This is a genomic window from Synechococcus sp. PCC 6716 (genome assembly GCF_022570815.1).
In the GTDB taxonomy this organism is placed as follows: Bacteria; Cyanobacteriota; Cyanobacteriia; order Thermosynechococcales; family Thermosynechococcaceae; genus Thermosynechococcus; species Thermosynechococcus lividus.
In genome coordinates, this window is sequence record NZ_JAKLTU010000021.1 from 34,937 (window position 1) to 48,525 (window position 13,589).

Genomic DNA, 13,589 nt, shown 5'->3' on the forward strand with positions numbered 1-13,589 from the left:
TGTCTAAGGTCAGGCACCGACGTGATGGCCTAGCGGAACCACTAAATCGCCACTACGATAGCGGTTAACCATTGCTGTGAGAGCTTGCTCCATCTCACGGGCATGCTGCTGCGGATTCCACAGGGGAGCGCTACGCTTAGCTTGGCGGAGTTGCCAGCAGACATGGCGGCGTAGCTCCGGCTCAGTGCCCATACGGATGCCCCAGTTGACGTATTCCTCATCGCTGAGGGCAATTCCGTCCGTGACCCCAACATTTTTGAGAAAGGTGTAGGTATGGCGAGCCACAAACTGTTGCCCCACTTTCGTGACAATGGGCACTTCTAGCCATAGGGCTTCGAGGCTCATCGCACCACCCACATAGGGATAAGTATCCAGCACCACATCCACATCGTAGAGATTCGCGCGGTGTACTTCGGGGACATCAGAGGTTAAAAAATGCAGCTTACTAAGGTCAAAGCCCTCGGCGGAGGCAACATCCCGACACCACTGCTCAAAGAGGGTACTGCTCTGATGGTATTTAATGACCAAGACAGCATTTTTGACCGCAGCAACAATCGCTAGCTGAAGTTTTAGCATCTCTGGTTGAATTTTGCTGGCACGCTGGGCACACAGAAACACAACAGTGTCATCGCCAAGGCCAAGGTGCTTACGGATACTAGTTTTATTAGCAACATCATAGCCATCCAACGACAAGTAGCAATGGGGGAGTCGCCACAGAGTTTCGGTGTACCACTGTTGGGCACCATCAGGGAGGATATAGGGGTCAACAATGAAGTAGTCCACCGTGGGGAGGCCAATGGCATCAAACCCCACCCATGTTGCTTGGACTGGCGCTGGTTTGAGGCTCAAGAGCTGAAAGGTAATATCGCTAGTGCAGCTATCGAGATCAATGAGTAGATCGATGCGATCCTCGTAAATTTGTTGGGCAATCTCACCAGCATTGATGTCACATTTGCGAAATTGAGTAAAGGTGGCCTCAAACCACTCAGCGAGGCGATCGGCCTTTGCGGTGCGAGACCAAGGGTTATAGGCAAACAGTTCAAACCGCCCTCGATCACACAAACGAATAAAGGCACGGATTTGATGGCTAGCGGGATGCTCAAAGAAACAACTACCAATAAAGCCAACCCTTATTTTGGAGGAGTTGCTAGGTAGAGTCTGTTGTGGCTGCGAGGGTTTATAGTACGGTTCAACAGGCAATAGGTAACGGCCATAATCGTGAAAAATACGATTGCGATCGTTGTAGATGGGTTTGATCTGGGCGGGTTGATCCACCTGATGACACAGATGAAAATAAGAAGCAATGGCATAGAAAATACTGCCAAAATCTATGGCCTGCTGTTGGGTCTGCTCCGCTAGGTAATGGTTGCTGTCTTGAGACCCCTCCAGCCATTCCTGATAGAGAGCCTTCACCGTTTGGGCATAGCTGAGATCGTACTTAAAGGTTTGCAACACATGGAGTTTCGCCGTCACACTCATGTCTTGGCGTAGGGGGGTGGCTGGAAAGTCAAAGAGCCGATTGGCGCAGTGCAAGGCTAACTCAGGTACTTTGCCTTTGGCACACACTCGCGAGAGAAACTCGTACAGCCCCCATTGTTTTGTAGCAAGCTCCAGATAAGGTTCAGCAAGACGAGAGGCAAATTTAGCGGGGTCATTATTGAGGTGCTCAAAGAGTAATGTTTCCAGCAGGGGGCGGAGTTCGGCATGGCCACTCAGCGCCTTGACAAACAAGGGAACTTCCGCAAGATCACTGTAGTTTTTGAGCAACGCCTTGATGCTAGCTATCAGGGTATCTGTGTCTGAGGGAGTTATCTCTAAAGGCTGGGAGAGTACGCCCAGGAGTTGACTGAGAAGATCTTGGATGTCAGGCTCTGGTAACCCAAGTTGTAAAGAACGATGCAACAATTGCAGGCCGTTCCGAGGCGTGGCCGCAAATTCGTAGGCATAGCTGGTGAGCGCAAACTGCATGTCAATGGTCAATGAGGGTACTCCAGCTAGCTCTAGGAGGCAGTTCGCCCAATCTGTACTAATCTCTTCTTGCTCTGCGGCATCAAACTCACTCAGATACACCGACCAGAGGAGCTGGGCTTCGGCCTCTTGGGCTTGAAGAACATAGGCCGCCCCCTGATAGGCCAGCCAGCAGTGAGCAGTGGGAAACTGTTCACTGAGGGTGTCGCAGAGGGTGATGACCTCGGCATAGCGGCGCTGTTGGAGATAGTCACGGAGTCGTGCTTGCCAACGGGGCAAAGCAGCAATAGAGAGCGTTGGACTCACTAGAGACGTGAGAAATGCCTCCCACTCTTGGGCCCGTAGCGACCAGGTGCAATGTTGGTGGATATAGGTCACTTGGGCGCGGAGGTGGTCTTCGAGGGCTGGCCAGTGCTCGGGCTGGCTAAATCGGTCTAGGGCGCGATGCAAGGCGTGCCCATAGGCACTGAGGTAAGCAGCTGTATCTTGGGGATAGGGAATGAGGTCTGCAAAACCAGCGGTGGTTTCAGGCAAAGCCCCAAAGGCACTGGTAATGAGATAGCAGCCGCTAGCCATGGCTTCAAGCGCCGCAATGCAGGAGGTTTCGGCAAAGGTGTTGGGATAGGCCCAGATAGTGGTGGTTCGAAGGGCTTGAACGAGGTCGGGTTGGGGGAGTGAGCCAATGTAGTTGACCCCAGGCAACGCCTGACAGCGTTGATAGAGATCGGCATACTTATCATCCTCATCGGTCTGATGATAGACTTTCATGCTGGAATAGACGTTCAGCGTGGCCGTTGGATGGGCAGCGTGAATTTGGGGCATTACCTCCAACAGCAGGTTCAGACCGCGGAACGGAGTGCTGGTGTAGGCAAGGGTGAGGTGTGGGGTTTTGTGGGCAAGAATGCTGTCGCTATCCGCAAATAGGTTTTCAAAGCAGGGGGCAATGGCATTGCGCAGGATAGTTATTTTGTTAGGGGGCAGTTGGAAGTGCTCGATGTAGGTTTGCTGTTGCCAGTCACTGATGAGGACAACGTGATCGTAAAGAGCTTGTTCTTGGGGGTCTCGGAGAGGGGCCACCGCCGGCTGATTGTAGGCGTGCTGAGTCCACAGCACTAAGCGGGTGGCGGGGGGAAGCATGGCGCGCAGATCCTGATTACCAAAGCCACGGTTTAGGAGGATTGCCACCTCGGGGTTGAGGTACTCTAAAAATTCGGCTGTCAGTAATGAGAGGGGGAAATGGGGCACTCCCCGGACAATTTCGATGTGCGGCACATTGTTAAATTTAAATAACGAGATTTGATGCCCCCGCTGGCTCAGGTGATCTGCCAAATAGCAAAGGGCTGATTGGGATCCCCCTAAAGGGCGCTCGTAGGGGGTTTGTAGGGTATAGTCCCAAGAAATTCGATCAATAAACAGAATCCGCATATCGCTTATTTCAGCATAGGAATGTATCGAGGACGCACAATAACGGCACCTTAAGTATTTGCTAAAAGGGAAAATGTCAGTATCGTTCCAATCTTACCCTTTGGGTTCTGGCTATGCCCCCCATCTACCTCGATGGACTGGCTACAACGCCTGTTGATCCGCAGGTTCTGGCAGCAATGCTGCCCTACTTTAGCGATCGCCCCGGAAATGCCAGTAATGGCGCCCATGCCTACGGCTGGGAAGCAGCGGCGGCGGTGGAAGTGGCGCGGCAGTATTTGGCGGCAGCCATCAATGCCGACCCGTCAGCCATTATTTTTACCAGTGGTGCCACCGAAGCAGATAACCTTGCCCTGAAAGGGGTGGCGGAGGCCTACTACAGTCATGGTCGCCATATCATTACGGTGCAAACAGAGCACAGTGCAGTACTGGCTCCCTGCCGTTATCTAGAGTCTGTGGGGTTTCGGGTCACCTATTTGGGGGTGAATGCCCACGGTCATATTGATCTGGAGGCTCTCGAAGAGGCGTTTGCTGCCGATACGATTTTAGTGTCGGTGATGGCTGCCAATAATGAAATTGGGGKGGTGCATCCCTTGGCGGAGATTGGTCGCCGCTGTCGCGATCGCCACGTGCTGTTTCATTGTGACGCAGCTCAAGCCCTTGGCAAAGTTCCCTTGGATGTTCAGCAGATGCACATTGATCTGATGTCGCTGACGGCACACAAGCTCTATGGCCCCAAGGGAATTGGTGCGTTGTATCTGCGGCGCGATCGCCCTAGGGTGCAGTTAGTGCCCCAACTCCACGGCGGCGAGCAGGAGCAGGGATGGCGATCGGGTACCCTTGCTACCCCGCTCATTGTTGGCTTCGGTGAGGCGGTGCGTTTGGCTCAGTCCCGCTTCACCGCGGATATGGCTCACCTGCGCCATCTCAAGCAGCATCTCTGGCAGGGGCTTTCAGCCCTAGGGGAGGTCTATGTGAATGGGGATTTAGAGCAGGGTTTGCCCAACTGCCTGAATATTAGCATCGGCGGTGTTGATGGCAGTGCCCTGCTGCGAGCACTGTATCCGCACGTTGCCCTGTCCTCTGGCGCTGCCTGCAGTAGCGCGAAAGCCTCCCCTTCCCATGTATTACTGGCCTTGGGGCGATCGCCCCAACTCGCCCGGGCAACCCTCCGCTTTGGCCTCTTGCGAACTACCACCCTAGAAGAGATCAATCAGGTGATTGGCTATGTGACGGAATGCGTGCAGCACCTACGGCAATAGGCAATACTCTATGAAGCGTAAGAACAAAGTTGACAACCCATAATGTTATTTACATTTCTTAATAAAAATGCATTCTTTTGTATTTCTTTATAAAGTCTACAAATGCTCACTATCACGGCACTTTGGTGATCTGGGTCACAGCTGATCCCCGGTCTGCGTAGAATTACGGATGATCCCCAAGTAACGGATTTCTTAGAATGATTACATTAGCAAATAGTTATAGCTGTGGCGATCGCCAACCTGAAAATTTACAAAACCTTGACAAATAGGCTGACGATTGCAGCCAGCATAAACTTTAACTTTCGTTACACGTAAGTTGCCGATAAGTGATCAGATTCGGGGGATTATCAATGACCAAACTGTTACCGGTTACTGCCTACACGATTCGCCGTTTGTTGCGTCACTACCAAGGACAACTCCGATCTGTGGTAGCAGAGGGGGCGTGTCTCGTCGCTGATCCTGAAATTGACCTCAATGCCGTTCTTGAAAGTCTGTACTTAGATGAGGACGAAATTCGGGTTCAAGTTGCAGAAATTGAGAAGTTGATGATGACGTATCAATTGCTCTTAAAAGCAGGTGCAAAAGAGCAGGCTACGGCCATAGAGGATCAAATTCTCTGGATTTTAGGGTTAAAACGCATCACCACGAAAACCACCAAGGCAGCTCCAGCCATGCCACAGATGATGGCTCTCAGTTTCTAACCACTGCGCAGGATAACCCGCTGGTTTTGGCGGGCAACTAGAGAGAGGGTGAGCGGGCCTGCGGTATAGACGGGCGTGGGGGTGACCGCGCTAATATCGACAGTGCCCTGATAATCTTTGAGATCCAGAATGAATTTGACCAGTTCAATTTGCCGGAAGGAACCAACGCTGCCGGTGACAGGATCTGGGAGAACGCCGGAGGAAATAGCCCGCTGATTGCTGACAGTAAACAACTGATCGAGCCGCTGGAAAATCTGTTCGTCGGTCATTTGGCTCGGATCAAAGGAGATGGTAGCTAAATTCTCGCCTTCGCGAAAGACCTCTTGGTTGCGAGCCACTTGGGGGATCACGAGAATGTTGCTTTCCCCTTGGAGGTAGTTGGCAGCAGCTAGAATTCGCACGACGTAGGGCTGACCGTCACTAATTTGGGCACGGAGGCGATTAATGTCGGCCGCGGTCACCTGAATCACCTGATCAGTAGGTCTCAGGTTTTGGGGATTATTCAGGACGATGGCATTGCGGCGTGCCTCCCGTAGCAGCTGCTCAATGGCTTTGGTGGCTTGGTCGCGATCGCTGACGTTTTGAATGACTGCTGAGGCAAGCACCTGACCCGTGCGAATAGACACCGTGCCCCGCCGTAACCCCAGCAACAAAATATTGACATTTTCCTCTAGGCGTTGGCGACTGGCTTCGAGGGCAGCAATTTCCTGCTGAAGGGTGCGCTGCTGATCCCGTAGCACCTGCTGCTGTTGGTTGGCTACCGCCAGTTGATCTTGAATACGGTCAATTTCCGCTTGGAGGCTGTTTTTCTGCGACTCCACCTTGGCCAACCGCTCTTGGGCGGTGCGAATTGCGTTTTCTAAGGCTATTTTTTGACCGGCCACATCGCGCAGGCGACCCTGAATGGTGTCTCGCTCCTGTTGCAGGCGTTGAATTTCCTGCCGCAGTTGTGCCCCTTGGGCTTCAAACTGTTTGAGTTCAGCTTGGGCAGTGGTGTAGCGGTTTTGCAGTTGGTTGAGTTCTGCCTCGGTGAGGGTTTGACGGTTAACCGCCTGCTCTAAAATTTGATTGGTCTGGCCAAGGCGTTCGCGAACCTTGGCAAGTTCTACTTGGGATTGGGTCAGCTCGGCTTCAATGGCTTCTTTTTGGGCGCGGGTCTCTGCCAGTTCTCGTTCCGCTGCCTGCTGTTGCTTGCGAATTGTGCCAATTCGCAAGAGGCCATCCTGTAGTTCCCGACTGAGGGCAAAGAGCAAGGCTAAGGTAGAGGCGGAAATTAGACTACCGGTGAGAATAGTAATCAGCACGGCTGTTTGCCGTGGCCGCAAATTAAACAAACTCAGACGTGCTTTGCCCACCTTGGAGCCAAGCCGATCGCCAACGGTTGCGATCGCGCCGCCTAAAACAATAACCGCTAAAACCAAAACGTACCCAGCCATACAGGGTGTTGCTACTCACTCCCCAACTATACATTACGTAACAACGGCAGAATTGCGACTGCCAGTGCAGGGCAAGTAGGCTGCCCCGATACCCAAGCACGATCACCGTTGTTGAACTACCACTTCTAGAGTATGCGGTTAGAGAAAATGCGATAAACTTTTGTGAGATCAAATTGCCACGGCTAATGTTGCAAATTGCCACTTGGAATGTCAACTCAATTCGCACTCGCCTTGACCATGTGTGCCAATGGTTGGACGCTACGGGCGTGGACTATTTGTGTTTGCAAGAGACAAAGGTGGTGGATACTGAATTTCCACGGCACCCCTTTTTAGAGCGCGGCTATACCGTCTATTGTAGTGGCCAAAAGGCGTACAACGGCGTTGCCATTATTAGCCGTCAGCCCCTTGCAGCAGTGGAAGCAGGCTTTGCCCCCCATCTGCCCACCCAAGCTGACTTAGACGATCAAAAACGATTAATCCGCGCCCAATTAGCCCCTGACCTGACACTGGTTAACGTTTATATTCCCAATGGGGGCGAATACGCCAGCGAGAAATACCACTACAAACTGCGTTGGTTAGTGGGGCTGTACAACTATCTTCAACAGCTGCGGGGGGAGGTCATTCTCTGTGGTGATTTTAATATCGCACCCGAAGACAAGGATCTGTTTGATGCCAGCGATCGCGCCACAAAGGTCGGTGCCACCGATGCCGAGCGGGAACAGTTGGCCGCCATTCGTGCCTTGGGGTTCTGCGATGCCTTCCGCCACTTTACCGATGCCGCTGGCCATTATTCTTGGTGGGATTATCGGGCGGGGGCGTTTCGCCGCAATCATGGTTGGCGCATTGATCACCTGTACATCACCACCGGTCTGAAGCAGCGAGCACAGGCGTGCCGGATTGATGTGGCACCGCGCCGCCTACCTAAACCCAGTGATCATGCACCGGTGATTTTAACAATTGAATAACTGCCGGACGGTTTCGCTCTCGAGCCATGTAGAAAGCTGTGTGAGTCCTTGGGAATAGGTTAAATCAAAGGTCAAGGGTGTAATGCTAATGAGGTTTTGGGCGATCGCCTCCACATCGGTGGGGAGTTGATCTGGATCTTGGGGATATTCTTCTACCACCTCTCCCGCAAGCCAGTAGTAAGTTTTCCCCCGGGGGTCAACCCGCTTCTGAAACAAATCATGGTAGCGGCGAATGCCTTGGCGGGTAATGGCCACCCCCGCAATCTCACTGGCAGGCAGGGCAGGCACATTCACATTCAAGAGCATTTTCGGCGGCAGAGGCACTGACGACTCTAAAGCTTTTAATAAGCGACAGGCAAAGTCCGCAGCGGGCTGAAAGTCATGGACAGTAAAGCTGGTCAGGCTCATGGCAATGCTGGGGATGCCCTCAATCACCCCTTCCATCGCCGCGGACACCGTCCCCGAATAGAGAATATCGGTACCGAGATTTGAGCCTTGATTAATCCCCGACACCACAAAATCCGGCAGTTCCTGTAGCAACGCCCCTAGCGCCAATTTAACGCAATCCGACGGCGTCCCTGAGCAGGCCCAGGCCTGAATACTCGGATGAAAGCGATCGCGAACCACTTCAGCGCGGATGGGGTCAAAAACCGTCAAACTATGACCGGTGGCCGATCGCTCACGATCGGGGCACACCACACTCACATTATGACCGGCGATCGCCAACGTATCCGCAAGGCAACGGATACCGGGGGCAAAGACCCCATCATCATTGGCAATGAGTAAACGCATTGTTGCCCCCTACACCGCAAAAGGTTACAGTTGATTGCAAATTGCAGCACACTTCCTGAGAAATGTTAACCTCTAAAAGGGTCAGGTTGCTAACTGTCCCGCGTTAACTGCCGAGCACACGATTCATTCACTGCTTTCCCTAGCATCTTTTGATGTTTTCATGGTCAGCACTGTTGAACATAAGCGTAAGGAGAACACTGTGTCTGTGCATCAAAGCCATCCGCTGCTCCGCGAAGATCTGAGTGAGTACGTTGCCCACCTGCAACTGCACATGGCACTCCAAGCTCGTAATCTGGTTCCGGCGCTCAAGCACACAACCGATAGCCGCGAGCAACTGCTCCATCAAACCCAAGCCACCTTTGAAAAGCACGTTTCCCGCCAAAGTTACCTTATTTAGACGAGCAGGCTCGCGCTGTATCCGTAGGGACAGCGTCGGGAGGATGTCAGGCGAACTAGCCTACAGCAGGTGGACATGTCTGGGGCACTCCCATGCTAGTGAATGTCCCTTTTTTCTATAGTCACGAAGAGACGAACGGCGCCTGCTTACTCCTCCATGGGCTGGGTGGGGGTGCCTACGAACTACAGCTGTTAGGCCAAGCCCTCTACGAACAGGGGTTGACAGTGCGGGGGATTCTTTATCCGGGGCACGATCGCCCCACTGAGCCGATGCCCGCCTCCACGTGGCCAGAGTGGTACGCTGCCACCTTAGCAGCCTTTAGGGAACTCCAGAGCCATTTTCAGACCATTGCTGTCATTGGCTTTTCGACAGGGGCAACCTTAGCCTTACATTTAGCCCACAGCCAGCCAGTGGCAAAACTAGTGCTGCTGTGCCCCTTTTTGCGGATTTATCGCCCGTGGTTTGCCCCCCTACCGGCAGAGCCACTGGTCAAGGCCATTGCCCGCTGGGTACCGCACCTGCCGCGCCGCGCCCTCCCCCTGCGGGATCCCCAGATGCGTCAACAAGCAGAAGCGGCAGCATTTTTCAAAAGCTTTAACCTGAGTGCTGTGGGTAGCGCCCTTGACCTTATTGCCCAGGTTGAGACGGAACTGCCGACAATTACCACCCCGACGCTGATCCTTCAAACCCTCGCCGACGACACGGTTGACCCGCAAGGCGCACAGCAGATCTATGACCAATTAGGGAGCACCCACAAGGAACTGTACTGGCTACAGCGCTCTAATCATTTGATTCCCTTAGATTATGAACGAGATGACGTGATCGCCAAAGTGGCGAAATTTTTGGGAGCATAATAGCAGATAGGTTACAGCCAGCGGCATGGAAACACTTGATCTACGGGGTACCCCCTGTCCTTTGAACTTTGTACGCACAAAACTGCGGCTCCAGCAGCTTGCGCCTCAGCAGCCCCTTGAGGTGTGGCTAGATGCGGGCGAACCCATTGAGCAGGTGCCCGATAGTCTGCGGATGGCGGGCTACGATGTGTTGACGGTGGAGCCACGGCACGAGTATTTTGCACTACAGGTGCAGCGACCCGCTGAGCGCCCATGACGGTTGCCCCTTTGCTCGGTCTAGTGCGGGCGGTGCAGGCGAACTATTACCGTGTGCGGCTAGGGCAGCCTTACTATGGCATTGATGAATTGCTGTGTGTGCGGCGATCGCGGTTAAAGAAAATTGGCCAGCACGTGTATGTTGGCGATTGGGTCGAGGTTACCCATCCCGACCGGCAAGGGCAGCGCGGTGCCATTAGCAACGTCCTCCCCCGGCGCAACCAACTGCAACGGCCAGCGATCGCCAACGTAGAGCAGGTGTTACTGTTGTTTGCCCTAGCCGACCCCGAACCCGATGCCCTGCAAATGACCCGCTTTTTAATCACCGCCGAAGTCCTTGGGGTTGAGATCCTAGTGGGGCTAACCAAAGCAGATTTGGTCTCTGACGCCCTAGAGACCCTGTGGCGCGATCGCCTGCGGTCTTGGGGCTATAACAGCTATGGCTTCAGCATCACCGCAGGTCAACAATGGCAGGCGCTACTCCGTCCCCTGAGCAACAAGGTAACGGTTGTCTGTGGCCCTTCGGGGGTCGGCAAAAGTAGCCTCATTCGCCACCTCCATCCTGACGGCAAGATTCGCGTCGGGGCAATTTCCGAGCATTGGCATAAGGGGCAGCACACCACCCGCCATGTCGAACTCTTTCCGTTGCCCACGGGCGGCTGGATTGCCGACACGCCCGGATTTAATCAGCCAGAGTTGTTGGCCATCACCCCCCAGCAGCTTGCCCAAGCCTTTCCAGAAATTCGCCAGCGATCGGCCACTCAGCCCTGCCAGTTTGACAATTGCCGTCACCATCAGGAGCCAAACTGCGCAGTGCGGGGCAATTGGGAGCGCTATCCACTCTATCTGAGTTGCCTTGCAGAACTGGAAGCAATCAAAGACTACGGGGTTGACACCACTCCCCACAGTAAAACGAAAACGGATCGCCACGGTGCTCAGCACCAAGAGCCTTTATTGGATCCGAAAAAATATCGGCGGCGATCGCGCCGCCAACAGCATCAGCAGCTCACACCCTTAGACACCGAGGAGGAGGTTATGGATGTCTAGCCTGACATTGGGGTTACTGGGGGCAACACTACTCTCACTGCTGATTTGGCTGGTACTTTTACTATTTTGGGGGCAATTCTGGCGCACCGATCAACGCCTGAAGGGCACCCCGCCAACCCGCTGGCCGAGCATTGCGGTGGTGATACCTGCCCGCAACGAAGCAGCGGTCATTGCCACCAGTGTGCGATCGCTCCTGCAACAGGACTATGGGGGTGACCTTCACCTCATCCTTGTGGATGATCAAAGCGACGATGGCACCGCTGACATTGCCGAGCAGACTGCTATCAACCTCGGCAAACAGGTGCAGTTAACGATTGTGCGAGGAACCCCCCTCCCCAAGGGTTGGTCGGGCAAGCTCTGGGCACTGTCCCAAGGGATTGAAGTTGCCGCTGAGGTTGCCCCGGATTATCTGCTGCTCACCGATGCCGACATTGCCCACGATCCACAGAATTTAAGCCAACTGGTGACTCATGCGTGTACCCACCACTGTGCTTTAGTGTCATTAATGGTGAAGTTGCGCTGCCAAAGCCTCTGGGAAAAACTCTTGATTCCGGCGTTTGTCTTTTTCTTTGCCAAGCTGTACCCCTTTCGCTGGGTCAATGACCCCCAACGCGCCACAGCAGCGGCAGCGGGGGGGTGCATTCTCATTGAAACCACAGCCCTTGAAAAAATTGGTGGCATTGCCTGTATCCGGGATGCTCTCATTGACGATTGTTCCCTTGCTCAGGCCGTCAAAAGTGCAGGATACCGGATTTGGCTAGGGCTGACCCCCTCCACCGTGAGCTTGCGTGCCTACACCACCCTCGACAGCATTTGGCAAATGGTGGCGCGCACCGCCTACACCCAGTTGTCCTATTCGCCCCTGTTACTCTTGGGAACGGTGATCGGAATGACCATGGTGTATCTGCTAGCTCCCATTTCCTTGGCAACTGGTCTGGTTCTGCACCAAGTTGCGTTAGCCGGTGTGGGGGCGAGTGTCTGGCTACTGATGGCGATCGCCTATACCCCCACAGTGCGCTTTTATGGGTTGGCTTGGCCGTGGGCGTTGACCTTACCCCTGATTGCCGTCCTCTACACCCTCATGACCCTTGACTCGGCTCGCCGCCATTGGCAGGGTCGCGGTGGCGCATGGAAAGGGCGGGTCTATCCTTAGGGAGTATTCTCAGCATGGCAACGCTATCCTCAAAGCTGGATCAGCAGTTAGCACAGGTGAATCAGCGGCTAAAAGCAGCACAGTTGGGGATACAAATCGAGCGCCGCGGTCAGCGACTCAATTTGCGGGGCACCCTACCGCCGCGTCCGGGCACTCAGCGATTGCGTCCCCATCAACAGCGGCTGAGCCTAGCACTGCCAGCAACCCCTGCGGGGCTCAAGCAGGCAGAAATAGAGGCAAAAATTATCGCTGCTAAGCTGCTGGATAAGTCCTTTCGCTGGCAAGACTATCAAACGGTTCCTAGCTTGGGTTTCCTCGGTGCGTTGTCTCTGGCGGAGCAGGTGGCGGCCTACGAAGACATGTTCTTGCGGGTGGGTGATAGCAGCAGTCGCCGCACCACGTGGCAAACGGCCTATGCACCTTACCTGCGCCAACTGCTGCACCACGCGGCTGCCCATCCCGACTGGGCACTACCAGAGCTGATCTACACCCTGCTTGAGCAGTTACCGCCGCACCGCCGCCAACGACAGGTGGCCTGTACAGCACTTCAAGGGCTGTGTCGTTTTCTGCAGGTGGAGTTGCCCATTCCCTTATCCCGGTTTTGGGGGCACTATTCCCCGAACCGCACCCAAGAGCGTCAGCTTCCTGAAGACAGCGCTATTGTTGCTGCGTTTGCTCAGATTCCCAACCCGGGATGGCAGTACGTCTATGGGTTGATGGCAACCTATGGCCTCCGCAATCACGAGGTCTTTTTTTGTGATCTGACGGGTTTGGCCAATGGCGACCCCCAAGGCCGAATTGAGGTATTAGCCACAACAAAAACCGGTTCCCATTACGTGTGGCCGTTTCCACCTCAATGGATTGATGTATTCCAATTGCGATCGCCCCGGCTGCCCCAGATCAACACCGACTTGAGCACCACACCCTTGCAACGGATTGGCCAGCGGGTGAACCAGCAGTTTCGTCGGTATGGCATTCCCTTTCGCCCCTACGATCTGCGCCATGCTTGGGCGGTACGTACCATTCACTACGGCTTACCCGATACCGTGGCCGCACGGATGATGGGGCACAGTGTGGCCATTCATCATCGTACCTATCACCGCTGGTTAACCCTGCGAGATCAGCAGCAGGCTGTGGCGCGGGTGTTGGCACAGCAGGGGGATGCGCTGGAGTTGAATCTCTAATGCTTTCAAACTTGGCTTACTAACGATCGCCACTGAACTCCTTAATTGAGGAACGTCTTGATGATCCTAAAGGTCAAGTTGATTCGCGGTGCGACGTTCCTTGACGTTTTTGGAACTTGGTGAAACCAGTAGTGCTGAGTCGCTCCACCCATG

Annotated in this window: 12 protein-coding genes; 9 read left to right on the forward strand and 3 right to left on the reverse strand. The window is 54.1% G+C overall.

Features of this window, described 5'->3' with window-relative positions; all coding sequences use genetic code 11:
- Positions 1 to 9: 9 nt before the first annotated feature.
- Positions 10 to 3,393 (reverse strand): O-linked N-acetylglucosamine transferase family protein, encoded by a 3,384-nt coding sequence (locus L5220_RS09600; RefSeq protein ID WP_499573253.1) that lies wholly within the window; start codon positions 3,391 to 3,393, stop codon positions 10 to 12.
- 113 nt (positions 3,394 to 3,506) lie between these two features.
- Here L5220_RS09600 and L5220_RS09605 point away from each other — a divergent pair, with 113 nt between their 5' ends.
- Together L5220_RS09605 and L5220_RS09610 are read left to right on the forward strand one after the other, a co-directional pair.
- Positions 3,507 to 4,652: a cysteine desulfurase family protein gene (locus L5220_RS09605; protein WP_499573255.1), complete on the forward strand. Its 1,146-nt coding sequence runs from the start codon at positions 3,507 to 3,509 to the stop codon at positions 4,650 to 4,652.
- A gap of 350 nt (positions 4,653 to 5,002) precedes the next feature.
- On the forward strand, positions 5,003 to 5,353 hold the full coding sequence (locus L5220_RS09610) for a hypothetical protein (RefSeq protein ID WP_499573257.1): 351 nt from the start codon (positions 5,003 to 5,005) through the stop codon (positions 5,351 to 5,353).
- Here the strand turns inward: L5220_RS09610 and L5220_RS09615 are convergent.
- Complete coding sequence (locus tag L5220_RS09615; protein ID WP_499573259.1) at positions 5,350 to 6,789, reverse strand: DUF3084 domain-containing protein; 1,440 nt, start codon at positions 6,787 to 6,789, stop codon at positions 5,350 to 5,352. The two genes, L5220_RS09610 and L5220_RS09615, sit on opposite strands and share 4 nt — an antisense overlap.
- 188 nt (positions 6,790 to 6,977) lie before the next feature.
- Here L5220_RS09615 and xth point away from each other — a divergent pair, with 188 nt between their 5' ends.
- Positions 6,978 to 7,754, forward strand: a complete 777-nt coding sequence (gene xth / locus L5220_RS09620; protein ID WP_499573277.1) for an exodeoxyribonuclease III — start codon at positions 6,978 to 6,980, stop codon at positions 7,752 to 7,754.
- Here the strand turns inward: xth and surE are convergent.
- Positions 7,740 to 8,546 (reverse strand): 5'/3'-nucleotidase SurE, encoded by an 807-nt coding sequence (gene surE / locus L5220_RS09625; protein ID WP_499573261.1) that lies wholly within the window; start codon positions 8,544 to 8,546, stop codon positions 7,740 to 7,742. The two genes, xth and surE, sit on opposite strands and share 15 nt — an antisense overlap.
- A 199-nt stretch (positions 8,547 to 8,745) precedes the next feature.
- On the opposite strand from surE, the gene L5220_RS09630 reads away from it, so the two are divergent.
- The 6 genes from L5220_RS09630 to L5220_RS09655 all read left to right on the forward strand — a co-directional run bounded on the left by L5220_RS09630 (position 8,746) and on the right by L5220_RS09655 (position 13,436).
- Positions 8,746 to 8,943, forward strand: a complete 198-nt coding sequence (locus tag L5220_RS09630; protein WP_499573263.1) for a hypothetical protein — start codon at positions 8,746 to 8,748, stop codon at positions 8,941 to 8,943.
- A 92-nt stretch (positions 8,944 to 9,035) separates the two neighbouring features.
- Positions 9,036 to 9,797: an alpha/beta hydrolase gene (locus L5220_RS09635; RefSeq protein ID WP_499573265.1), complete on the forward strand. Its 762-nt coding sequence runs from the start codon at positions 9,036 to 9,038 to the stop codon at positions 9,795 to 9,797.
- A gap of 25 nt (positions 9,798 to 9,822) precedes the next feature.
- Positions 9,823 to 10,053 (forward strand): sulfurtransferase TusA family protein, encoded by a 231-nt coding sequence (locus tag L5220_RS09640; protein WP_099799189.1) that lies wholly within the window; start codon positions 9,823 to 9,825, stop codon positions 10,051 to 10,053.
- Positions 10,050 to 11,099, forward strand: coding sequence for a ribosome small subunit-dependent GTPase A (gene rsgA / locus L5220_RS09645; protein ID WP_499573267.1), 1,050 nt, complete (start codon positions 10,050 to 10,052; stop codon positions 11,097 to 11,099). Before L5220_RS09640 ends, rsgA begins: the two co-directional genes overlap by 4 nt.
- The gene (locus L5220_RS09650; RefSeq protein WP_499573269.1) at positions 11,092 to 12,252 is read left to right on the forward strand and encodes a glycosyltransferase; all 1,161 of its coding nucleotides are present in this window, start codon (positions 11,092 to 11,094) and stop codon (positions 12,250 to 12,252) included. Before rsgA ends, L5220_RS09650 begins: the two co-directional genes overlap by 8 nt.
- Before the next feature lie 14 nt (positions 12,253 to 12,266).
- Positions 12,267 to 13,436: a site-specific integrase gene (locus L5220_RS09655; protein WP_499573271.1), complete on the forward strand. Its 1,170-nt coding sequence runs from the start codon at positions 12,267 to 12,269 to the stop codon at positions 13,434 to 13,436.
- Positions 13,437 to 13,589: the final 153 nt, after the last annotated feature.

What these genes read in the sequence shown, in the direction of transcription:
- L5220_RS09600 (WP_499573253.1), bottom strand. Translation starts at nt 3,393, where the DNA reads ATGCGGATTCTGTTTATTGATCGAATTTCTTGGGACTATACCCTACAA.
- L5220_RS09610 (WP_499573257.1), top strand. Translation starts at nt 5,003, where the DNA reads ATGACCAAACTGTTACCGGTTACTGCCTACACGATTCGCCGTTTGTTG.
- L5220_RS09615 (WP_499573259.1), bottom strand. Translation starts at nt 6,789, where the DNA reads ATGGCTGGGTACGTTTTGGTTTTAGCGGTTATTGTTTTAGGCGGCGCG.
- surE (WP_499573261.1), bottom strand. Translation starts at nt 8,546, where the DNA reads ATGCGTTTACTCATTGCCAATGATGATGGGGTCTTTGCCCCCGGTATC.
- L5220_RS09635 (WP_499573265.1), top strand. Translation starts at nt 9,036, where the DNA reads ATGCTAGTGAATGTCCCTTTTTTCTATAGTCACGAAGAGACGAACGGC.
- L5220_RS09640 (WP_099799189.1), top strand. Translation starts at nt 9,823, where the DNA reads ATGGAAACACTTGATCTACGGGGTACCCCCTGTCCTTTGAACTTTGTA.
- rsgA (WP_499573267.1), top strand. Translation starts at nt 10,050, where the DNA reads ATGACGGTTGCCCCTTTGCTCGGTCTAGTGCGGGCGGTGCAGGCGAAC.
- L5220_RS09650 (WP_499573269.1), top strand. Translation starts at nt 11,092, where the DNA reads ATGTCTAGCCTGACATTGGGGTTACTGGGGGCAACACTACTCTCACTG.
- L5220_RS09655 (WP_499573271.1), top strand. Translation starts at nt 12,267, where the DNA reads ATGGCAACGCTATCCTCAAAGCTGGATCAGCAGTTAGCACAGGTGAAT.